The following is a 21,370-nucleotide window of genomic DNA, read 5'->3' on the forward strand; positions in this document are numbered from 1 at the left end:
ACATAGAGTCGTCATTAGCACTCCCCCTAGGCGGGTGCTAACACATAAGCATCAGCTGCCAGGCTGCTGCCGGCACCGCGACGACGGTCTGTATGCATGGCGCCACCGCTTTGAAGTCCATGAATTTGCTGACGAAAAGGAGAGGTCCGAGTGTCGGTCTCTATTAAGCCTCTTGAGGATCGTATTGTTGTCCGCCCGCTCGAAGCCGAGCAGACCACGGCCTCCGGCCTGGTTATCCCGGACTCCGCACAGGAGAAGCCGCAGGAAGGCGAAGTTGTCGCGGTAGGCCCCGGCCGCTTCGATGACAACGGCAACCGCGTTCCCGTCGACGTTGCCGTTGGCGACGTCGTCATCTACTCCAAGTACGGCGGAACCGAAGTCAAGACCGGCGGTGTCGAGTACCTCGTACTGTCCGCCCGCGACGTTCTGGCGATCGTCGTAAAGTAACTCTCTTGGATCCCCGCGCCGCCGGACCGTCAGTGATGAACGGGACGGCTGCGCGGGGTTCTTTCGTGAAAGGACAACACCATGGCAAAGCAGCTCGCGTTTAACGACGCTGCCCGCCGGTCCCTCGAGGCCGGCATCGATAAGCTCGCCAACACCGTCAAGGTGACGCTAGGCCCCCGCGGCCGCAACGTCGTGCTGGACAAGAAGTGGGGCGCCCCCACGATCACCAACGACGGCGTGACCATCGCCCGCGAGGTTGAGCTGGACGACCCGTACGAGAACCTGGGCGCGCAGCTGGCCAAGGAGGTCGCAACCAAGACCAACGACGTCGCCGGTGACGGCACCACCACCGCAACGGTGCTGGCGCAGGCCCTGGTAAAGGAAGGCCTGCGCAACGTTGCCGCCGGCGCCGCCCCGGGCCAGATCAAGCGCGGCATCGAGGTCTCCGTCGAGGCCATCGCCGCCCGCCTGCTGGAGAACGCCCGTCCGGTCGAGGGCACCCAGGTGGCCAACGTTGCCGCCATCTCCGCCCAGAGCGACGAGGTCGGCGAACTGCTGGCCGAGGCGTTCGGCAAGGTCGGCAAGGATGGTGTGATCACCATCGAGGAGTCCTCCACCACGCAGACCGAACTCGTCCTCACCGAGGGCATGCAGTTCGACAAGGGCTACCTGTCCCCGTACTTCATCACCGACGCGGACCGCCAGGAAGCCGTCCTCGAGGACGCCCTCATTCTGATTAACCAGGGCAAGATCTCCTCGCTGCAGGACTTCCTGCCGCTGCTGGAGAAGGCCCTGCAGGCCTCCAAGCCGCTCTTCATCATTGCCGAGGACGTCGACGGCGAGGCCCTGTCCACGCTGATCGTCAACCGCATCCGCGGCACCCTGAACGTCGTCGCCGTCAAGGCTCCCGGCTTCGGTGACCGCCGCAAGGCCATGCTGCAGGACATCGCGACCCTGACCGGCGCGCAGGTCGTCTCCCCGGAACTGGGCCTCAGCCTGGACACCGTGGGCCTGGAGGTCCTCGGTACCGCGCGGCGTATCACCGTCACCAAGGACAACACCACGATCGTTGACGGCGCCGGTTCTGCCGAGGACGTCGCGGCCCGTGTCGCACAGCTGCGCGCCGAGCTGACCCGCACCGACTCGGACTGGGACAAGGAAAAGCTGCAGGAACGCCTGGCCAAGCTGGCCGGCGGCATCGGCGTGATCAAGGTCGGCGCAGCCACCGAGGTCGAGCTGAAGGAAAAGAAGCACCGCATCGAAGATGCTGTGTCCTCCACGCGCGCCGCGCTGGAAGAGGGCATCGTCTCCGGCGGCGGTTCGGCCCTCGTCCACGCCCTCAAGGCCCTCGACGAGGACCCGACGGTCAAGGCACTCGACGGCGACGCAGCAGCAGCCGTGGGCATCGTCCGCCGGGCGCTGACCCAGCCGCTGCGCTGGATCGCCCAGAACGCAGGCTTCGACGGCTACGTCGTTGCCGCTCGGGTGGCGGACTCGGCCGTCAACCAGGGCTTCAACGCGAAGACCGGTGAGTACGAGGACCTGATCGCCGCCGGCGTGATCGACCCCGTCAAGGTCACCCGCGCCGCCCTGCGGAACGCTGCCTCCATCGCCGCGCTGGTTCTCACCACCGAGACCCTGGTGGCGGAGAAGCCGGCCGACGAGGACGAGCACGCCGGCCACCAGCACTAGGCCAACGTGTAGTTCCTGCTGCACCACGTGCACCATCTGCAGCAGAGAGAGGACGTCCCGGCATCGCGCCGGGGCGTCCTTTCTGCTTTCCCGGGCTGCGACGGGAGATCATGGCCGGTTCACAAGCTCCTCACAGTCCACCCTGCTTAACTCGCTGGGTGCACCCCGGCGGCTGGCACCCCCGGCGCACCTTCCGTAGAGTGGAACACTTAGGTTTCGGCGGCCCGATGGGGGCCGTCCGTGGTGAGGAATTTTGATGACGCAGCAGGCGGGGCTCCAGGAAGCGGCTCCCACGGGCGTTCCGGCCCGTCCCAACCGGAAACCCGGCTACCGGCCCGAGATCCAGGGGCTGCGGTCGCTGGCTGTCCTGATGGTGATGACCTATCACATCTGGTTTGGCCGGGTCTCCGGCGGTGTGGACGTGTTCCTGCTGGTGTCGGCTTTCCTCATGACCCTTCAGTTCGTGGGACGTTACGACGACGGGCGTCCGACCGCCCTGGTCAAACACTGGCTGCATCTCTTCCGCCGCCTCATCCCGGCGGCCGTCGTCGTGGTGGTCGCCACGCTGGCGGCGACCATCCTGTTCCTTCCCCGGACCCGGTGGCTGGACATCGTCGGCCAGGCCTGGGCATCCCTGGTGTATTCCGAAAACTGGCTGCTGCAGGCCCAGGCCACCGACTACTACGCCTCGGACCACTCCTCGGCCAGCCCCTTCCAGCATTTCTGGTCGCTGTCCATCCAGGGGCAGGTGTTTATCCTGTGGCCCCTGATCTTTGTGGGTGCCGCGCTCCTCGCCAAGCGCTTCCGCCTGAAGTATCGGGCGCTGTTGGCCTACGTTTTCGGGCTCATTTTTGCCGTCTCCCTCGTGTACTCCATCGTCTTCACCGCGGCCAGCCAAACCGAGGCTTACTTCGACACCGGCGCCCGCCTCTGGGAATTCGCGCTCGGATCGCTCGTGGCGCTGGTCCTTCCTCTGCTCCGGATCCCGGCGCCGTGGCGGGTGCGTCTCGGGTGGCTTGGCATCGCCGCGATGTTGAGTTGCGGCTTCCTGCTGGACGTCCAGGCGTCCTTCCCCGGCAGTATCGCGCTGTGGCCCACCCTGGCCGCCGCCTGCGTGATCGTCGCCGGTCAGACCGGTAGCCGGTTCGGGGCGGACCGGATTCTCAGTTCCCGGCCGCTGGTCCGCCTCGGGGACATGTCCTACGCGATGTATCTCTGGCATTGGCCGCTCTTGGTCGTTGCGCTCGCGGTGCAGCAGCGCGGCCACGCCGGTCCAGTCACGGGTTCGGCGATCATCGTAACCACCATAGCGCTGGCCTACCTGACCACCCGGTTCGTGGAGCGCCCGTGGCGGCAGTGGAAGTGGCCGGAGGTGAGGCGGCGCCGGGCGTCGCTCGCGATCGTGGCCGCCCTCACGGTCGCCGCCGTCCCGCTGGCCGGGCTCCAGTTGGCGTTGTACTTCGAGAATCAGGGCATCCTGGCCAAGGCCGCGCGGAATAATCCCGGCGCCCGTGCGCTGCTGCCGGACTTCACAGAGCAGGCCGACGCCGACGCGGCCCTCCTTCCCGCGCCGGAGAACTTGGGCAAGGACTGGGCCAGTTTGCCGCAGCCGTGCAGCGGTACACTCGAGCCCCAGAATGCCACCCTCCGCGGAGTGTGCAACGAAAACACCCAGAACGGGAATTCGGCGAAGAGGGTTCTCGTCCTCGGCGACTCGCACGCAGAACAGTGGCTCCCCGCCCTGAAACCGGTGAGTGATGAGAAGGGATGGCGGCTCTACGCCATGCTGATGGGCGGCTGCAAGCCCGGCACAACTGCGCAGAACGCCAATGCCGATTGCGACAAGTTCAACACCGCCGTCACCGCGGAGGTCAAGCGCAACCCGCCGGATGCGATCGTGGTGGTGGGCACCGCGGCGTCGCCCTCGTCAAACGGTGAAACGCTGATCCCCGGTCTGGAGTCCAGCCTCGATACGTGGACCGGTCTCGGAATCCAGGTGATCCTGCTGCGGGACAACCCGCGGTTCGAATTCAACATGGCCGATTGTGTCGTGACGAAGGGGAAGGACGACACGGCGTGCCTGCCGGCCAAGAGTGGACTCTTCGCCGCAGATAACCCGCTCGACACCCTGGCGGACAGAGCCCCGAACGTCGTCACACTGGATATGACCGACCTCATCTGCCGTGAAAACGACTGCCCCGGCGTCGTGGGCAACACCTTCGTCTACCTGGACGACAACCACCTCAGCCGCACCTATTCGGCGAGCATGGCCCCGATGGTCAAGGACCGGCTGCTTTCCGCTACCGGCTGGGAGTAGCGCTGCTGCGCCCCTGGCGGGGTCGGGCGCCGCGGGGGTGCCGCCGGGTCACCACCCGGTAGAAAAGGAGCACGGCCACCGCGGCCACCACCAGTCCGGCGAGGTTGATGAACAGCTGCACGGCCGAGCCCGCCGCCTTCTGGTACTCGCCCAGCACCAGCGCCACCGCGACGAACCCCGCCGCCGGCACGGTGGTCACCGAGATGAACACACCCACCAGGGCGGTGGAACGGCGGCTGATCACCGACAGCATGCCTGCCACCCCGGCCAGAAGTGCCACGATCAACGAGTACGGTCCCGGGTGGTAGATGAACTCGACGGCGGACCCGGTGTCCAGCGCGGACGTGGGAAAGAGCCCCAGCGGAACGGACAACCACGCGGTGAAGGCCGCCGCGAGCATCGCAACCGGGAATCCGACGCCGAGGGCCAGGGCCGCACTGCGCCCGAGCCGCCACTGCCGCCGCACCAGCGCCACCGCCAGCGCCGCGAGCGGCCCGAACTCCGGACCGACGGCCATCGCTCCGACGATGGCGATGGTGGAGTCGGTGACGATGCCGATCGCCGCCAGCTGGGTGGCGAGAACCAGGAAGGCCAGGAAACTCCAGGTCAGCTTGGCATCGTCCCCGGTCTGCCGGGAGACCTCGTCCCAGATCATCGCGTCCGCGCCCTCGCCCGGCGCCTCAGCGACTGCGCGGTCGGCCCGGTCGGAGAGCAGGAGCTCGGGGGTGGTGACGGAGATGGAGCCCGCGCGCTGCACACCCAGTGACTGAAGCCTCTCCAGCAGCGGATCGACGGCTTCCCGGGCGATCATCACCTGCAGCACGTCACCCTCGGGCACCAGCGAGGTCCCCGGATGCAGCGCCACCTCCGCCACACCTTCCGCATCCGAGCAACACTCGACGACGGCGGAGGTCAGCTCCGCCGGAACGCTTATTCGCACCGTGACGATCACCGGCGGCCTCCTTCGACCCGTTCAGAGTAGCCGGGGGAATGCGGCGGGGTACTCAGCCGCGCGGCCTCAAGGAGTGCATCCTAAGGCGCAGCCGCAATTAGTAAGCACTCTGGCGATTGGCGAACGAAATTACGGTTCGGTAACATTGATGGTTCGGAATCCTGCCCACAATGTCGATGAATCACCCCGAGGGGTCCCGCGTGTCAGAGCTGCGAACCAATCCCACCCGGCCGCATGCGCCGGCCGGGTCTCCGGCGAGCCGTAAAACGGGCTACCGCCCGGAGGTCCAGGGGCTGCGCGCCCTGGCCGTCCTCATGGTCGTGACCTACCACGTCTGGCTGGGGCGGGTCTCGGGAGGCGTGGACATCTTCCTGCTCATCTCGGCCTTCCTCATGACCCTGAGCTTCGCCCGCAAGGTCGAGGCCGGGAAGCCGCTGCGCCTCGTGCACCACTGGCTCCACCTGCTGAAGCGGCTGCTGCCCGCCGTCGTCGTGGTGGTGCTCGCCGTGCTCGCCGGGACCTGGGCGATCCTCCCCGCCAGTCGCTGGCCCGATGTCCTGAGCCAGGCCTGGGCCTCCCTCTTGTACCGGCAGAACTGGCTGCTCGCGGACACCGCCGTCGACTACTACGCCCAAGACCATTCGGGTGCGAGCCCGCTGCAGCACTTCTGGTCCCTCTCCATCCAGGGGCAGGTCTTCGTGCTGTGGCCGCTGATCTTCGCCGGAGCGGCGCTGCTCCGCCGGGCACTGAACCGCTGGACTCCACTGGGGACAAAGGGCGTCAGCTACCCGCTGCTGCTCGCGGTGGCCTTCGGTGCGGTCTTGGCCGCGTCACTCGTCTATTCCATCGACCAGACCGCCAGCAACCAGGCCTACGCGTACTTCGATACCCGGGCCCGCCTCTGGGAGTTCGCCCTGGGCTCGCTGCTCGCCCTGGCCCTGCCGCACCTGAAGCCTGGCAAGGCGCTGCGCGTGGTGCTGGGCTGGGCCGGCCTCGTGGCCATGCTCTCCTGCGGACTGCTCCTGACCGTCGACCGGTCCTTCCCCGGCTTCATCGCCCTCTGGCCCACGCTGGCCGCCGCCGCCATCATCGTCGCCGGGCAGAGCGGAAGCCGGTTCGGCGTGGACCGGCTCCTGACCTGGCGGCCGCTGGTGGCCCTTGGCGACAACTCCTATGCGCTGTACCTCTGGCACTGGCCGCTGCTGGTGCTGGCCCTCGCCGGGTGGGGGATCACCGCGCCGGACCTCTGGCAGGGCCTGGCCATCGTCGCCGTCTCCATCGCGCTGGCGGTGCTGACCACCCGTCATGTGGAGAAGCCGCTGCGCGAATGGCACTGGCCGCAGAGCCGGGCCTGGCGCTCCGCCGTCGTGATCGCCGCCTGCGGTGCCCTGCTGGCCGCCCCGATCACCCTCTGGCAGGGACGCATCAGCGCGGACGAGGCTGCAGCCGCCGCGCAGCCGCGGGACCTCACCCCGGGGGCCGCCGTCCTGGCGCCGGAGAACGCCGGCAAACCCACGCCGGAGGCGAAGATCATCCCCGCGCCGCAGGCGATGAAGAACGAATGGGCGGACATCGACGGCCTCTGCACGGACGCCAACGTGCCCAGCAACCCGCTGCTGCAGGGCTGCCTGCAGAACAGCCGCCCCGAGCACGTAACCAAGCGGATCGTGGTGCTCGGCGACTCGCACGCCCAGCAGTACATGGCCGCCCTCGGCCCGGTCGCCAAGAGCCACGGCTGGGAGGTCGTCACCCTGCTCAAGGGCAACTGCCGGTTCGGCGGCCAGTCGGACCAGCGCGATGCAGACTGCAACGCCTTCAACAAGGCCAGCGCCGAGTACGTCCTGGAGCATAAACCGGATGCGGTCTTCACCGTCGCCTCCCTGACCCACAAGGACGCCCCCTACGAGACCGAGGTCCCGCAGTACCTCGAGGGCATCAAACCCTTCACCGACGCTGGGATCGACGTCGTCGGAATCCGGGACAACCCCCGCTTCACCCAGAACATGCCCGAATGCGTCCAGAAGAAGGGCGCCGACGCCGCCGCATGCAACGTCCCGCTCCAGGAGTCCCTGGCCGCCGCCTCGCCGCTGGATGACTACCGCGGCAAGGTGCCCCGGCTGCACCTGATGGACATGAGTGACTTCATCTGCGCCAACGGGACCTGCCCCGCCGTGGTGGGCAACGTCTACGTCTACAAAGACGACAACCACCTGACCAAGACCTATGTGCAGACGATGATCCCGATGTTCGAGGAGCGCCTGCTCGCGGCGACCGGCTGGAGCTGAGCGGAGCCTGCGTGCCGTCCGGGCGCCGCACTCGCGGAGCCTCCGTGCCCCCGGCTGGCTCCCCGGATGAAGTGGCTCACACCCGCCGCCCGGAATATGGGGATCGGCGCCAAGGTTCTACTATTTATTCAACACTTCTGCACAGGCCACGCCCGTAATGACGGGCTGGTCATCTGCTGCAACCCCTACCCGTGAACCCCAGAAACCCAAGGTAAGAGGCGCACTCATGACCCAGCCCGAACACGACCCCTTTGGCTTCGTCGGCCTGACCTACGACGACGTTCTGCTCCTGCCGGGGCACACCAACGTCATCCCCTCCGACGCCGACACCTCCTCCCGGATTTCCAAGCGCATTTCCGTGAAGACCCCGCTGCTCTCGGCCGCGATGGACACGGTCACCGAGTCCCGCATGGCCATCGCCATGGCCCGCCAAGGCGGCCTCGGCGTCGTCCACCGCAACCTCTCGATCGCCGACCAGGCGGACCAGGTGGACCGGGTCAAGCGCAGTGAATCCGGCATGATCACCAACCCGCTGACCATCGGCCCCGAGGCCACCCTGGCCGAGCTCGACGAGATCTGCTCGCACTACCGCGTCTCCGGCCTCCCCGTCGTGGACGAGGGCATGCGGCTGCTCGGCATCGTCACCAACCGCGACACCCGCTTCGTTCCCGAGGCAGACTTCGCGATCCGGCTGGTCAGCGACGTCATGACCAAGATGCCTCTGGTCACCGGCCACGTGGGCATCAGCCGCGAGGAAGCCTCCCACAAGCTGGCCACCAACAAGATCGAGAAGCTCCCGCTGGTCGACGACCAGGGTCGGCTCAAGGGCCTGATCACCACCAAGGACTTCACCAAGGCCGAGCAGTACCCGCTGGCCACCAAGGACGACGAGGGCCGCCTCCGCGTCGGCGCCGCCATCGGCTTCTTCGGTGACGGCTGGGAACGCGCCATGGCCCTGATCGACGCCGGCGTCGACGCCCTGTTCGTGGACACCGCCAACGGCCACTCTCAGGGCGTGCTGGACATGATCCGCCGCCTCAAGTCGGACCCGGTCGCCGCGCACGTGGACATCATCGGCGGCCAGGCCGCCACCCGTGAGGGTGCTCAGGCCCTGATCGACGCCGGTGCCGACGGCATCAAGGTCGGCGTGGGTCCCGGTTCCATCTGCACCACCCGCGTCGTGGCCGGCGTCGGTGTCCCGCAGATCACCGCCATCTACGAATCCGCCAAGGCCGCGATTCCCGCCGGCGTGCCGCTGATCGCCGACGGCGGCCTGCAGTACTCCGGCGACATCGGCAAGGCCCTGGTGGCTGGCGCCGACACCGTCATGCTCGGCTCCCTGCTGGCCGGCTGTGACGAGTCCCCGGGCGACCTGATCTTCGTCAACGGCAAGCAGTTCAAGCTCTACCGCGGCATGGGCTCCCTCGGCGCGATGCAGACCCGCGGCAAGAACACCTCCTACTCCAAGGACCGGTACTTCCAGGCCGACGTCTCCGGTGATGACAAGCTCATCCCCGAGGGCATCGAGGGCCGGGTGGCCTACCGTGGCCCGCTCGCCTCCGTGGCGTACCAGCTGGTCGGCGGCCTCCGCCAGACCATGTTCTATACCGGAGCCCCCACGGTCCCCGAACTGAAGGCCCGCGGCAAGTTCGTCCGGATCACCCCGGCCGGGCTGAAGGAATCCCACCCGCACGACATCCAGATGACGGTCGAGGCCCCCAACTACGGGGCACGGTGACCCGAACAGGTTGCCCGACCGGCACCCGAAAGGGACCGTTCTGATCACTCAGAACGGCCCCTTTTCGCGTGTCCGCGGCATTGGGCGCGTGACCTAGGCTGAAGCTATGTCCGAACTGTTGCCCGCGCGCGAACCGGCCCGGAAGCTCGCGTTGCGGCCCTACGCCCGGGCCGTGGCGCAGGTGTTGCGGGTCAGTTTCCGCGCCTCGCCCGCCGCCGTCGTCATGAAGGTGGCCGGCTCGTTGATCTCGGCGCTGTTGCCGCTGGTCACCACCTACTTCGCCGCGCTGACGACGACCGCGCTGGCCGCGGCCTACGCGGGCAACGCCGCCGCCGGGCAGCAGGCGATCGTCTACGTCGTCGTCACCGCCGCCCTTGGCCTGTTCTGGGGCGCGTTCAGCAGCGTGGACCGCTACATCCAGCAGCTGATGAGCTTCCGGGTCGGCGCGATCGTGGGCGACCTGATGTACGAACGGTTCCTGGTCCTGGAATTTTGGCGCTATGACGACAAGGAAACCGTTGACCTCTACGACCGGGCCAAGCGCTTCTCCGACTCCTACGCCCGGGTCTTGGACCGGATCGCCGCGATTTTCACGCAGCTGGTCTCCGTGGTGCTGGCGATCGGCGCACTGTGGCTGGTCAACTGGTGGATCGCCGTGATCGTTCTGGTGGCGATCGTGCCCAGCGTTTACCTGCAGTTCAAGCTCTCGCGGGAGCAGATCGCCCACTGGAACACCCAGGTGGATTCGCGCCGGCAGCGGCGGATGATCGAAACCAACCTGCTGCGGCCCCAGCACATCGCCGAGATGCGGCTCTACGGGATCGTCGGCTACCTGATGGGGCTCCGGTCACGGCTCCGCGACGCCGACGAGAAGCGGCGGCTGGACTTCCAGAAACGCTACATCCCCCGCCAGCTCGCGGCCGACGCGCTCCAGTATGGCGCCGAGGTGGTGGCGCTGATCTGGGTGGTGGGGCAGATCATCGCCCGGGCCCAGCCCGTCGGCCAGTTCCTCTACGTCCAGCAGATCGTGAGCCGCGCCCTGTCCACGGCGAACAACCTGGTCTCCTCGCTGAGCTCCATCGACGAGGACCTCGCCAACCTCAAGGACTACGAGCTGTTCATGGCGCTGCCGGTGCACTCCGAGCACGCCCCGCCGCTGCTGCAGGCACCCCGCACCGTGGAACTGCGGGACATCCGCTTCACCTACACCGGCAGCGACCTGGAAGTCATCAAGGGCATCTCGCTGACCATCCGGCAGGGCCAGCACGTCGCCATCGTGGGGGAGAACGGCGCCGGCAAGTCCACCCTGATCCGGATTCTCGCCGGGCTTTACCGCCCCGACTCGGGCCAGGTGCTGCTGGACGGCGTCGACCTGGCCGCCGTCGACGTCACCTCCTGGCACCGCCACCTGGCGGTGCTCAGCCAGGAGTTCCTGAAGTACGAGTTCGCCACCGCCGCGGAGAACATCCGCTTCGGCGACGTCGACGCCCCGCCGGACGACGCACGGATCCGCCGGGCAGCGGCCGACGCCGAGGCGCTGGACTTCATCCTCAAACTCCCCAACGGCCTGGACAACCACGTCAGCAACTGGATGGAGGACCCCCGCGGGCGCAAGGGCAGCGGCCTCTCCGGCGGGCAGTGGCAGCGGCTGGCCATGGCCCGGAACTTCTACCGGGACGCCGCCTTCATGGTGATGGACGAACCGACGTCGGCGATCGACGCGCTCGCCGAGCACCGGATCTTCACCCGGCTGTTCGCGGACCAGAGCAGCACCATCATCGCCATCAGCCACCGGCTCGCCACGATCGAGAAGGCCGACGTGGTGTACATGCTCGAGGACGGCCGCGTGGTGGAGCAGGGCAGCCACAAGGACCTCGTCGCCCTGCGCGGCCGCTACTTCCGGATGTTCGAATCGCAGTTGAGTGACGCCGACGCCGGCTGACCTCCAGGACGGGAGGATCGCAGGCTGCCCCACCGCACGGCTCAGTCTCCGGAAAGGATCGTGGTGCGGACCGTCGCCACGGCGGGCCGGGCAGGGACGCTGCTGAAGCCGAAGGTTACCGCCGGCCGGATAGGCACCAGCGCGCCCTGGTCTTCGCCGTCCCAGCGGACCCGGGCATCGGTGATCCGGTGAAGGTCGGTGACGCCGTAGAACTCCCTTCTGCCGTTCCCGGCGGTGCCGGCGGTCCGGGCACCCGGGCTGAAAAGGGCGGCGAGGGGATTGATCGCGGTCAGCCAGGCGGGGTGGACGGCAAGCCGGCGAGGGACCGCACGGAGCCCGACGCCGGTCACCGTGCGGGTGCCGATGCCTGCCTCGATAGCGAGGGGACCGGCGGCGACGGTGAGCCGGCCGCCGTCGAGCCCGGCGTCCACCCCAACAATCCGTACCTCGTCGAACTGGTAGGTGGCGGCGACAAACTCCGCCACCGCGGCGGAAGGGGCCAGCAGCAGCCGCCGTCCGGTGGCCTCCTGGACCATCACATCGGCGAAGGCGCCCAAGGGGGACGAATGCCAGATGCCGATCACCGCCCGGAAGCCGGACGCGGCGCCAATCCCGGCGATGTGTCCGTCAAAGATCCAGCGCTCGGCCATGATTAGTGCCCGGCCACGGTCAGAGCGGTCCATACCCGGCGGCACCGCGGGGGTCGCGCCAATTAGCCAGGTCTGCCTCCACCGCGGCACGGAGGCGCGGGTCCGAGCCGATCCTGCGGCGGAAGGATTGCCGGCCGCGGCCCAGGACCACGGAGGGGACCAGGATGCAGGCCACCAGGAGCGCGACCAGCAGGACATAGGCGCCCGCCACCGCGGCCAGCGTTGAACCGCCCCGGGCCGCGATGCCGGGGGAGACGAACCCCAGGATGGCCCCGAGGACCACGGCCAGCACGGCGACCATCATGATGCCGCCGCGCGCCGACCCCGGGCCGCGGGTGACCAGGCTGGTGCCGGTGGCCGGCAGCGTTGCGCGGACCCGTTTCCAGGCCACAGTGCCCGGCACCGCCAACAGCACCCCGGCCGCGCCGAGGGCCAGGACCCAGGCGGGGTTTCCGGACCGGGCCGAGATGAACGCTCCCGCCAGCAGCAGGACGGGTCCGGCGGCGATGGCAGCGCTCCAGGCCGCGGCCCGGGCCGCCTGCGCGTCGGCTAACTGGCGCAGGCGGGACGGGGCGTTCGGCGGGCTGACCCGGGCCAGTTCCGGCGAGGCCCAGTGGTCGAGGGGATGCGCGGGCCGGTCCCGGGCGAACGTTGACGGGTCGGTCATGCCGGCTGCAGGCCCAGGCCCTTACGGAGGCTGAAGTCCAGGTCCCCTAGGCGGAGGGGGACTGCCTCGCTGCCGTCGTCCCCGGCGCGGAGTTCGAGGGACCCGTCCGGGTCCGCCTTGACGTGCACGGCGTGGGAGGCGCCGTCCGGGAGGTGGCGCCGGAGGGTCGCCGCGGCGGGCCGCCCGTCCGGGGACGCGCCCAGGTAGAAATTCACCATCTCGACGGCCGTGACGATCATGCCCTCGGCATCGGTGAGCGGGCGCAGTTCGTGCACCCCGTACTTGCTCAGGCTGAGGATCAGGGCGCCGTCGGCGGAACCAAAGAGGAAGTACACGTGGTCGGCCTGGGGGGTGACCAGCGCGATTTCCAGCCACGCATCGGCACCGGCCAGTGCGGCCGCCACGCTGGCGGCCTGCCCGACCGGCACCAGGGCGTCGGCCTCGATGGTCATCAGCCCCCGTTCCAGGAGCGTGCTGACCCCCGCCTGTTCCAGCGGCGCGCCGGCGGCATGGTCCAGCCGGAACAAGCGCTGGCACTTCAGGGCCGCGTCGGTCCCCGCCAAGGCGACCAGGGCGATCAGTTCGTGCTCGGTGATAAGCAGGGGTGCGTCGTCTTGCGCGGTCATGACTGCCTTTCGGGCGACGGGTTTAGGGGTGGGTGGTGGTGCGGGTCTCGGTCTCTTGTCCCAGTCTAGGGAGAAGGGGCGATGGGCGGCTCAGGTGAGCCAGCCCCCACACCTTTTTGGCGCCATCGGCCACGGCATCCGCGACGTGCGTGGCGCCGTCGCCGATCATTTCCGAGGCTGAGCCGTAGCCCAACTTGCCGGCGAGCAGGCCCGCCCCGCCCCAGGCGACCCCGGCGACGGCAAAGAAAGGTCCCGCCACCGGAACGAAGCTGCCCGCAGCGAGGACGGTGGAAACGGCACCGTCGATCTTCATCCCGGTGTTATCCGTCGCAATTCCCTGCGCCAGTTGCAGGCCGCCGGTGACGATGCCCAGGCCGCCGGACAACCGTCCCAGCATGGAGGTTCCGTTGAGGAGCTGGGTGCCGCGGACGTAGCCGGCTTCGGCGGCCTGGCCGTACTGGGCGCCGAGCATGGGCCAGTTGGTCAGCTTCGTGACCAGCCCGCCCTTGGCCATGGTGTCCAACAGTTTGTCCGCGTAGAGCCCGGCCGAGGTGACGGCAGCGTTCCCTGCCAACCACGGTGCCCCGCCGGCCCCGGCGATGATCGTCTCGAGACCGGTTTCCTGCCCGGTGCCACTGGCACTGCCGGAGGGGCTGCCGGCGGGAGTGCCGGGGCGGGAGGTGCCTCCGGTGCCGGGGGTTCCCGCGGTTCCACCCTGCGCGCTGGCCGCCTCCTGCTCGTTGGCCTGGCTGAGGAGGAGCTTCGAGGCCTCCGCCAGCGACTGCGAGGCCCTGCTGAGAAGCGGCTTCAGGGTTCCGCTCCACTCGCTGCGGAACCGGCCGGCATCGGCGCCCTGCCAGGCGGCTCCCGCCACCAGGGAGTTGATCCGGCGCTCGGTGTCGGAGAGCCGCGACCCGGACAGCCCCATCGACTTTGACAAGGACCGCAACTGCTCGACGTCGGCGCCGTAAAGGCCAGGGGCCATGGATGGTCCTCCAGGAAGGGATGAATGGGGGCTGGTGTGACCCCAGCGTAGGGGACAGGCCCGCGGGACCGCCATGGGCAGCGCTGCCCATGGCGGCCGGCCGCAGGCATCCCGGGCCGGGCCTGGGATAACCTAGAGCAGTGACTTACGAGATTGAGATTGGCCGAGGCAAGCGTGGGCGTCGTGCCTACTCCCTGGATGACATTGCGATCGTCCCCAACCGCCGTACGCGTGACCCCAAGGACGTCTCCGTTTCCTGGCAGATCGATGCCTACAAGTTCGACATGCCGGTGATCGCCGCACCCATGGATTCGGCCATGTCGCCGGAAACCGCCATCGCCCTCGGCCGTCTCGGCGGCCTCGGCGTCCTGGACCTCGAAGGCCTGTGGACCCGGTACGAGGATCCGCAGCCGGTACTGGACCAGCTGGCGGCCCTCGAAGCGGAGGACAGCTCCACCGCCGTCACCCGCCGCATGCAGGAGCTGTACCAGGCGCCGATCCAGCCCGAGCTCATCACCTCCCGGCTGGCCGAGATCCGCGCCGCCGGCGTCACCGTCGCCGGGTCCCTGACCCCGCAGCGGACCCAAGAGCACTACAAGACCGTGCTGGCCGCCGGCGTCGACATCTTTGTTATCCGCGGCACCACGGTCTCCGCTGAGCACGTCTCCAAGGACCATGAACCGCTGAACCTCAAGCAGTTCATCTACGAGCTCGACGTCCCCGTGATCGTCGGCGGGGCCGCGGGCTACACCCCGGCCCTGCACCTGATGCGCACCGGCGCAGCGGGTGTCCTGGTCGGCTTCGGCGGCGGTGCCACCACCACCACGCGGCGCGCCCTGGGCATCCACTCGCCGATGGCCTCCGCCATCTCCGACGTCGCGGCCGCCCGCCGCGACTACATGGACGAATCCGGCGGACGCTACGTCCACGTCATCGCCGACGGCGGCATGGGCACCTCGGGCGACATCGTCAAGGCCATCGCCATGGGCGCCGACGCCGTCATGCTCGGCAGCGCCCTCGCCCGCGCCGAAGAAGCCCCCGGCCGCGGCTGGCACTGGGGCCAGGAGGCCCACCACCTTGAGCTGCCGCGCGGCGATCGGGTCAACGTCGGCACCGTCGGCCCGCTCGAGGAGGTTCTCTTCGGACCTGGCCACCACACAAACGGCACCGCCAACCTGGTCGGCGCCCTGCGCCGCTCGATGGCGACCACCGGTTACTCGGACCTGAAGGAATTCCAGCGCGTCGATGTCGTCGTCTCGCCCTACGCCGGGAACTGAGGCGGCGTAGGGGGTAACCGGTCCGCCGTCCTGCCCCTGCCCATCCGCCGAACTTGGACGTAGTGTGGTGCACTACGAGGTTTGATCCGGATGGAGGCGTGAGATGAACAGTTTTCCCGGTGGTGCTCCCAAGGCCGGAGGCGCGCTTGGACCCGACGAGCGCGAAGCTTCCCTGGCCGCGTTGCGGGCAACCGCGGAGCCCGGCAAGGAACTCGACATCCTCATCGTCGGCGGTGGCATCGTCGGCGCCGGCGCCGCGCTGGACGCGGTCACCCGGGGGCTGAGCGTCGCCATCGTGGAGGCCAACGACTGGGCCGCAGGAACCTCCAGCCGGTCCTCGAAACTCATCCACGGCGGCCTGCGCTACCTGGAGATGCTCGACTTCGCCCTGGTCAAGGAGGCGCTGCACGAGCGTGGCCTGATCCTCTCGGTCCTGGCCCCGCACCTGGCCCGTCCGGTCCCGTTCCTCTACCCGCTGACCAAACGCTTCGTGGAACGGCCCTACGTCGGCTCCGGCATCGCCCTGTACGACGCCATGTCCATCACCGGCGGGCACAGCCGCGGCGTCCCCTTCCACAAGCACCTGAGCCGGCGGGGAACGCTGCGGGCCGCCCCCAGCCTGAAAAACGACGCCTTCGTCGGCTCCATCCGCTACTACGACGGCCAGGTCGACGACGCCAAGTACGTCGCGAACCTCATCCGGACCGCCGCCTACTACGGCGCGCATGCCGTGAACCAGATGGCCGTTGTGGACTTCCTCCGGGAGGGCGAGCGGGTGGTCGGCGCCAAGGTGGTCGACCACGAGGACGGCTCCAGCTTCAACATCCGCGCCAAGCAGGTCATCAACGCCACCGGGGTGTGGACCGACGAGACCCAGGCCATGGTCACGGACCGCGGCCAGCTCAAGGTCCGGGCGTCCAAGGGCATCCACCTGGTGGTGCCCCGCGACCGGTTCCAGTCCACAGTCGGGCTGATCCTGCGGACCGAGAAATCGGTGCTGTTCGTCATTCCCTGGGGCCGGCACTGGATCATCGGCACCACCGACACCGACTGGAACCTGGACAAGGCGCATCCGGCGGCCTCCAGCAAGGACATCGACTACATCCTCGAGCACGTCAACAAGGTGCTGAAGCGGCCGCTGACCCGGGAGGACGTCGAGGGCGTCTACGCCGGCCTGCGGCCCCTGCTGGCGGGGGAGAGCGACTCCACCGCAAAGCTCTCCCGGGAACACATCGTGGCGCACCCGGTACCCGGCCTTGTCGTCGTCGCCGGCGGCAAGTGGACCACCTACCGCGTGATGGCCAAGGACGCCGTGGACGAGGCCACCCGCACCATGGACGAACGCGTCCCGCCGTCGTGCACGGAGTCCATCCCGCTGCTGGGCGCCAGCGGCTTCAAGGCGGCGTGGAACAAGCGCAGCCGGATGGCCGAGGAGACCGGGGTGCACGTGGCCCGGGTCGAACACCTGCTCAACCGGTACGGCTCGATGGCCCCGGAAGTCCTGGCCCTCATCGCAGAGAACCCCGAGCTTGCCGAGCCGCTGCCCGGGGCCGACGACTACCTGGGCGCCGAGGCGGTCTACGCGGCCAAGTTCGAGGGCGCCCGGCACGTGCAGGACGTCCTGACCCGCCGGACCCGGATCTCGATCGAGGCCTGGGACCGCGGTGTGTCAGCCGCGCCGGTAGTCGCTAAACTCATGGGTGAAGTTCTCGGCTGGAGCGATGCGCAGCGCGAGAGCGAAATCAAGCACTACCTGGCCCGGGTGGACGCCGAACGGCTCAGCCAGGAACAGCCGGACGACGAATCCGCCGACGCCGCACGGCTGGGTGTGGAGGACATCGTCCCGTTGCGCTGACCCGGGCGGGAACGGCCCCAGCCGGCCGGCGTGCACGAAGCCAAACCGAAGGGACAGCTCTTGGCGGAACCACTGGACCGGTACGATGCCGACCTCACCACGCCGCAGATGGTGATCCTGGAGCTGGACGCCGCCGACAAGTACGACGCCTCCGCCCAGCTCGCGCAGCGGATGTTCGAGGCGGGCCGGATCTCGGACCTGGAGGGCTTTCTCTCCCATGTCAACGCCCGGGAACACCAGATGGCCACCGGCCTGCCCGGCGGCGTGGGGCTGCCGCACGCCCGCAGCGAGTTCGTTTCCCGCACCTCGATCGCCGTGGGCATCACCAAGTACGGCAAGGCGCTGGACTTCGGCGCCGCCGACGGTCCAGCCACCGTGGTGCTGCTGATCGCGACGCCGGCGAGTTCGTTCTCCGACCACCTTGAGGTCCTCGCCACGCTGGCCCGCTCGCTGTCCAAGGAATCCTTCCGGGAGTCCCTGCGCCGGGCCTACGACCCGGAAGTCATCGCCGAACTGATCAACTCCTCCCTGGTGTTCTTCGACCACTAAGAGTGCGGCAGGCCCTTTCGTGTCGACTTCGTCGCCACGCAGGGACCGGGCTGCTCCACTCTAGGGGCAGCCGGAACTCCCAGGCCCGTTTCGGTCTTCTACAGGCGGACGAAGTACGGTTAAGGGGTGTTGAAAACCGCCCTCAAACCCCGCTGGATCGCCGGCCTGGTCTTTGCGCTGGTGATCTCGGGGGTCTTCGTGCTGCTGAGCCAGTGGCAGTTCGGCCGCTCCACGCGGTCCGAGGCGCCGGTTTCCACCGCCACCGAAGACCCGAAACCGCTGACCGCCGTCCTCAAACCCGGCGAGTTCTTCCCCGGCACCGCGGCCGACCAGGTGGTTACCGCCACCGGCCACTACGACCCGCAGAAGCAGGTCCTGGTCCCCGGACGGGTCAAGGACGGCGCCAAGGGGTACTGGATTGTCACCGGCTTCGCCGTCCAGGGGGCCCCCGTGCTGATCGGTGCCGGCGCGAGCCCCGAAACCTGGCTGGCCGTTGCCCGCGGCTGGGTTGCCGATCCCGCGGACGCGGCCGCGCCGCCCTCGGGCACCATCGCCCTGACCGGGCGGCTGATACCGTCCGAGGCACCCGTCCCCAACACCGACCCGGGTCCCGGCCGGGCGACCGCCGTTTCCACGGCCGAGCTGATCAACGTCTGGAATGTCAGCAGCTACCCCGGCTTCGTCGCCGCCAGCGCCGAGCGCGCCGGCGGGGCCAACGTCAGCGTTGCCGCGCCGGCGAAGGCCCTGGACATCGGCCCCCAGCCGCCGCAACAGAGCATCAACTGGCTGAACCTCTTCTACGCCGCCGAATGGGTGGTGTTCGCCGGGTTCGCCCTCTTCATCTGGTGGCGGCTGGTCAAGGACGACTACCGCCGGGACCTCGAGGACGCCCTCGACGAGCAGGAACGCGAGCAGTCCGAACGACAGGACCCGCCGCACCCGGACACCGACACCCCGTCCACCCACACCACCACCGACCCGAGAGTGCAATCATGATTGAGCCCAAACCGGCCATCGACCCGCAGCAGCCCGCCGGACCGGGACGACCCGCCGGCAAGAAGCGCCGCTTCGGCGGAACCGAGGCCCAGATCCGCTCCGCGCTGAAGTTCTACAAGGTGTTGGCCTACCTCACCGGTTCCATGCTGCTGCTGTTGTGCGCCGAGCTGATCGCCCGCTACGTCTTCGGCCAGTACCTCTTCGCCGGCGGCACCAACGCGGTCACCGGGCAACCGTTCGGCTTCGGGTTCGCCGACGCCGACCCGGCCGGCGTCATCGGCGGCGTCAACGTCTCGGTCACCGTGCTGATCGTGCACGGCTGGATGTACGTGGTCTACCTGATGTCCAACTTCCGCCTCTGGTCCCTGATGCGCTGGCCCTTCGGCAAGATGATCATCCTGGCCCTCGGCGGCGTCGTGCCGTTCCTCTCGTTCTTCGTGGAGAAGAAGTTCCACGCCGAGGTCGAAGCCGAACTGGCCGCCAACCCGCAGGCACCACAGCGCTATTAAGCCCTTTCTCGGCCCCCGCGCCGCCGCAGGCCGTCCGCCACGGTTCGCCGCTGACCTTCACCGGCCGCGCGTGACGCGGCCGGCCTGTGAGTTCGCTTACCCGCCGCACCGCGAATGTGCGGGGGAGCGGGGGCGCAAAGTAGGCTAGAGGGGTGACCACACCCACTGCATCCCAGACGTCCCAAAGGCCGGTCCTGGTTGTTGACTACGGTGCCCAGTACGCGCAGCTGATTGCCCGCCGCGTCCGGGAAGCGAATGTGTATTCGGAAGTTGTTCCGCATACCTACAGCACCGAGCAGCTGCTGGCCAAGAACCCCGCCGCGATCATCCTCTCCGGTGGCCCGTCCAGCGTTTACGCCGAGGGCGCCCCCGGCGTCGGCGCGGACCTGTTCGACGCCGGGGTCCCGGTCTTCGGCATCTGCTACGGCTTCCAAGCCATGGCGAACGCCCTGGGCGGCAAGGTGGCCCGCACCGGCCTGCGCGAGTACGGCGCCACGGAGACCACCGTCCTGGGTGAGGGTCGCTCCATCCTCGAAGGCATGCCGCAGCACCAGAGCACCTGGATGAGCCACGGGGACTCCGTGCACGAGGCACCGGAGGGCTTCGAGGTCCTGGCCACGACGGCCGGCGCCGACGTCGCCGCCTTCGCAAACGAGGAGAAGTGCCTCTACGGCGTGCAGTGGCACCCCGAGGTCAAGCACTCCGCCTACGGCCAGCAGGTCCTGGAGAACTTCCTCTTCAAGGGTGCCAAGCTGGAACCGAACTGGACCACCGGCAACATCCTCGAGGAGCAGGTCGCCCGGATCCGCGAGCAGGTCGGCGACGCCCGGGTCATCTGCGGCCTCTCCGGCGGCGTGGATTCCGCCGTGGCGGCCGCCCTGGTCCAGCGCGCCGTCGGCGACCAGCTCACCTGTGTCTTCGTCGACCACGGCCTGCTGCGCGAAGGCGAAGCCGAACAGGTGGAGCGCGACTTCGTCGCCGCCACCGGCGTCAAGCTCTACGTCGCCAATGAGCAGGAACGCTTCCAGGCCGCCCTGGCCGGTGTCAGCGACCCCGAGACCAAGCGCAAGATCATCGGCCGCGAGTTCATTCGTGCCTTCGAGGAGGCCGAGCGGGCCATCGTCGCCGAGGCGGCAGCGCACGGCGACAAGATCAAGTTCCTGGTCCAGGGCACGCTGTACCCGGACGTCGTCGAATCCGGCGGCGGCGAGGGCGCGGCCAACATCAAGAGCCACCACAACGTCGGCGGCCTGCCCGAGGACCTGCAGTTCGAGCTCGTCGAACCGCTGCGCGCCCTGTTCAAGGACGAGGTGCGCGCCGTTGGCGCCCAGCTCGGCCTGCCGCAGGAAATCGTCGGCCGCCAGCCCTTCCCGGGCCCCGGCCTCGGCATCCGCATCGTCGGTGAAGTAACGAAGGAACGCCTCGACCTGCTGCGCAAGGCCGACGCGATTGCCCGCGCCGAGCTGACCGCCGCCGGCCTCGACAACGAGGTCTGGCAGATGCCCGTGGTACTGCTGGCCGACGTCCGCAGCGTCGGCGTGCAGGGCGACGGCCGCACCTACGGCCACCCGATCGTGCTGCGCCCGGTCTCCTCCGAGGACGCCATGACCGCGGACTGGTCGCGGCTCCCGTACAACCTGCTGGCCCGGATCTCGAACCGGATTACCAACGAGGTCGACGGCGTGAACCGGGTGGTGCTGGATGTGACCAGCAAGCCGCCGGGAACCATCGAGTGGGAATAGCCTTGTAAAGGGCCGGCCTCTCCGGAGGCCGGCCCTTGGCGTTTAATCCTCCGGCCGGTCGAGAGGAACCGACCGCACTATTTTGGCCCCTGCCAGTGTTGCGGCCCCTCCCGGCGGGCCGATCCGGGCTACGCTCGAAGG

General features: G+C 68.7%; 17 protein-coding genes. 12 read left to right on the top strand and 5 right to left on the bottom strand.

The window, feature by feature from the left end; genetic code table 11:
* Positions 1-150: 150 nt before the first annotated feature.
* From groES to ACFVY3_RS02380, 3 genes are all read left to right on the top strand, one after another.
* Positions 151-447: a co-chaperone GroES gene (groES, locus tag ACFVY3_RS02370; RefSeq protein WP_056737866.1), complete on the top strand. Its 297-nt coding sequence runs from the start codon at positions 151-153 to the stop codon at positions 445-447.
* Positions 448-528: 81 nt separating this feature from the next.
* Entirely contained in the window at positions 529-2,139 is a 1,611-nt protein-coding gene (gene groL, locus ACFVY3_RS02375) for a chaperonin GroEL (protein ID WP_290255861.1), read from the top strand.
* A gap of 256 nt (positions 2,140-2,395) precedes the next feature.
* Positions 2,396-4,456, top strand: coding sequence for an acyltransferase family protein (locus tag ACFVY3_RS02380; RefSeq protein ID WP_400158630.1), 2,061 nt, complete (start codon positions 2,396-2,398; stop codon positions 4,454-4,456).
* On the opposite strand, the gene ACFVY3_RS02385 is transcribed toward ACFVY3_RS02380, so the two are convergent.
* Positions 4,440-5,408: a DUF389 domain-containing protein gene (locus ACFVY3_RS02385; protein WP_364133222.1), complete on the bottom strand. Its 969-nt coding sequence runs from the start codon at positions 5,406-5,408 to the stop codon at positions 4,440-4,442. The two genes, ACFVY3_RS02380 and ACFVY3_RS02385, sit on opposite strands and share 17 nt — an antisense overlap.
* A gap of 200 nt (positions 5,409-5,608) precedes the next feature.
* Here ACFVY3_RS02385 and ACFVY3_RS02390 point away from each other — a divergent pair, with 200 nt between their 5' ends.
* The 3 genes from ACFVY3_RS02390 to ACFVY3_RS02400 all read left to right on the top strand — a co-directional run bounded on the left by ACFVY3_RS02390 (position 5,609) and on the right by ACFVY3_RS02400 (position 11,373).
* Positions 5,609-7,693, top strand: coding sequence for an acyltransferase family protein (locus ACFVY3_RS02390; protein ID WP_400158631.1), 2,085 nt, complete (start codon positions 5,609-5,611; stop codon positions 7,691-7,693).
* Positions 7,694-7,919: 226 nt separating this feature from the next.
* Complete coding sequence (gene guaB, locus ACFVY3_RS02395; RefSeq protein ID WP_290255858.1) at positions 7,920-9,431, top strand: IMP dehydrogenase; 1,512 nt, start codon at positions 7,920-7,922, stop codon at positions 9,429-9,431.
* A gap of 106 nt (positions 9,432-9,537) precedes the next feature.
* The gene (locus tag ACFVY3_RS02400; protein WP_400158632.1) at positions 9,538-11,373 is read left to right on the top strand and encodes an ABC transporter ATP-binding protein; all 1,836 of its coding nucleotides are present in this window, start codon (positions 9,538-9,540) and stop codon (positions 11,371-11,373) included.
* A 41-nt stretch (positions 11,374-11,414) separates the two neighbouring features.
* On the opposite strand, the gene ACFVY3_RS02405 is transcribed toward ACFVY3_RS02400, so the two are convergent.
* From ACFVY3_RS02405 to ACFVY3_RS02420, 4 genes are read right to left on the bottom strand one after another with little or no spacing between them, the layout of a single operon-like run.
* Positions 11,415-12,023 carry a hypothetical protein gene (locus tag ACFVY3_RS02405; protein ID WP_400158633.1) on the bottom strand — a complete coding sequence of 203 codons (609 nt, stop codon included), beginning with the start codon at positions 12,021-12,023 and terminating at the stop codon, positions 11,415-11,417.
* Positions 12,024-12,042: 19 nt separating this feature from the next.
* Entirely contained in the window at positions 12,043-12,690 is a 648-nt protein-coding gene (locus ACFVY3_RS02410; RefSeq protein WP_400158634.1) for a hypothetical protein, read from the bottom strand.
* Positions 12,687-13,316 carry a hypothetical protein gene (locus ACFVY3_RS02415; protein WP_400158635.1) on the bottom strand — a complete coding sequence of 210 codons (630 nt, stop codon included), beginning with the start codon at positions 13,314-13,316 and terminating at the stop codon, positions 12,687-12,689. The genes ACFVY3_RS02410 and ACFVY3_RS02415 overlap by 4 nt, the downstream gene beginning before the upstream one ends.
* Positions 13,317-13,338: 22 nt before the next feature.
* On the bottom strand, positions 13,339-14,301 hold the full coding sequence (locus ACFVY3_RS02420) for a hypothetical protein (protein ID WP_400158636.1): 963 nt from the start codon (positions 14,299-14,301) through the stop codon (positions 13,339-13,341).
* A gap of 140 nt (positions 14,302-14,441) precedes the next feature.
* Here ACFVY3_RS02420 and ACFVY3_RS02425 point away from each other — a divergent pair, with 140 nt between their 5' ends.
* From ACFVY3_RS02425 to guaA, 6 genes are all read left to right on the top strand, one after another.
* Positions 14,442-15,578, top strand: a complete 1,137-nt coding sequence (locus ACFVY3_RS02425; protein WP_400158637.1) for a GuaB3 family IMP dehydrogenase-related protein — start codon at positions 14,442-14,444, stop codon at positions 15,576-15,578.
* Between the two features lie 103 nt (positions 15,579-15,681).
* A complete protein-coding gene (locus ACFVY3_RS02430) occupies positions 15,682-17,433 on the top strand; it encodes a glycerol-3-phosphate dehydrogenase/oxidase (RefSeq protein ID WP_290255851.1) in 1,752 nt (583 codons plus the stop codon).
* Positions 17,434-17,493: 60 nt separating this feature from the next.
* Positions 17,494-17,982, top strand: coding sequence for a PTS sugar transporter subunit IIA (locus ACFVY3_RS02435; protein ID WP_290255850.1), 489 nt, complete (start codon positions 17,494-17,496; stop codon positions 17,980-17,982).
* 126 nt (positions 17,983-18,108) lie between these two features.
* Positions 18,109-18,978, top strand: coding sequence for an SURF1 family protein (locus ACFVY3_RS02440; RefSeq protein WP_400158638.1), 870 nt, complete (start codon positions 18,109-18,111; stop codon positions 18,976-18,978).
* Positions 18,975-19,487 (top strand): DUF3817 domain-containing protein, encoded by a 513-nt coding sequence (locus ACFVY3_RS02445; RefSeq protein WP_290255848.1) that lies wholly within the window; start codon positions 18,975-18,977, stop codon positions 19,485-19,487. The genes ACFVY3_RS02440 and ACFVY3_RS02445 overlap by 4 nt, the downstream gene beginning before the upstream one ends.
* A gap of 152 nt (positions 19,488-19,639) precedes the next feature.
* Positions 19,640-21,229, top strand: coding sequence for a glutamine-hydrolyzing GMP synthase (gene guaA, locus ACFVY3_RS02450; RefSeq protein WP_400158639.1), 1,590 nt, complete (start codon positions 19,640-19,642; stop codon positions 21,227-21,229).
* Positions 21,230-21,370: the final 141 nt, after the last annotated feature.

It is taken from the genome of Arthrobacter sp. BPSS-3 (genome assembly GCF_044628475.1).
Taxonomy (GTDB): domain Bacteria; phylum Actinomycetota; class Actinomycetes; order Actinomycetales; family Micrococcaceae; genus Arthrobacter.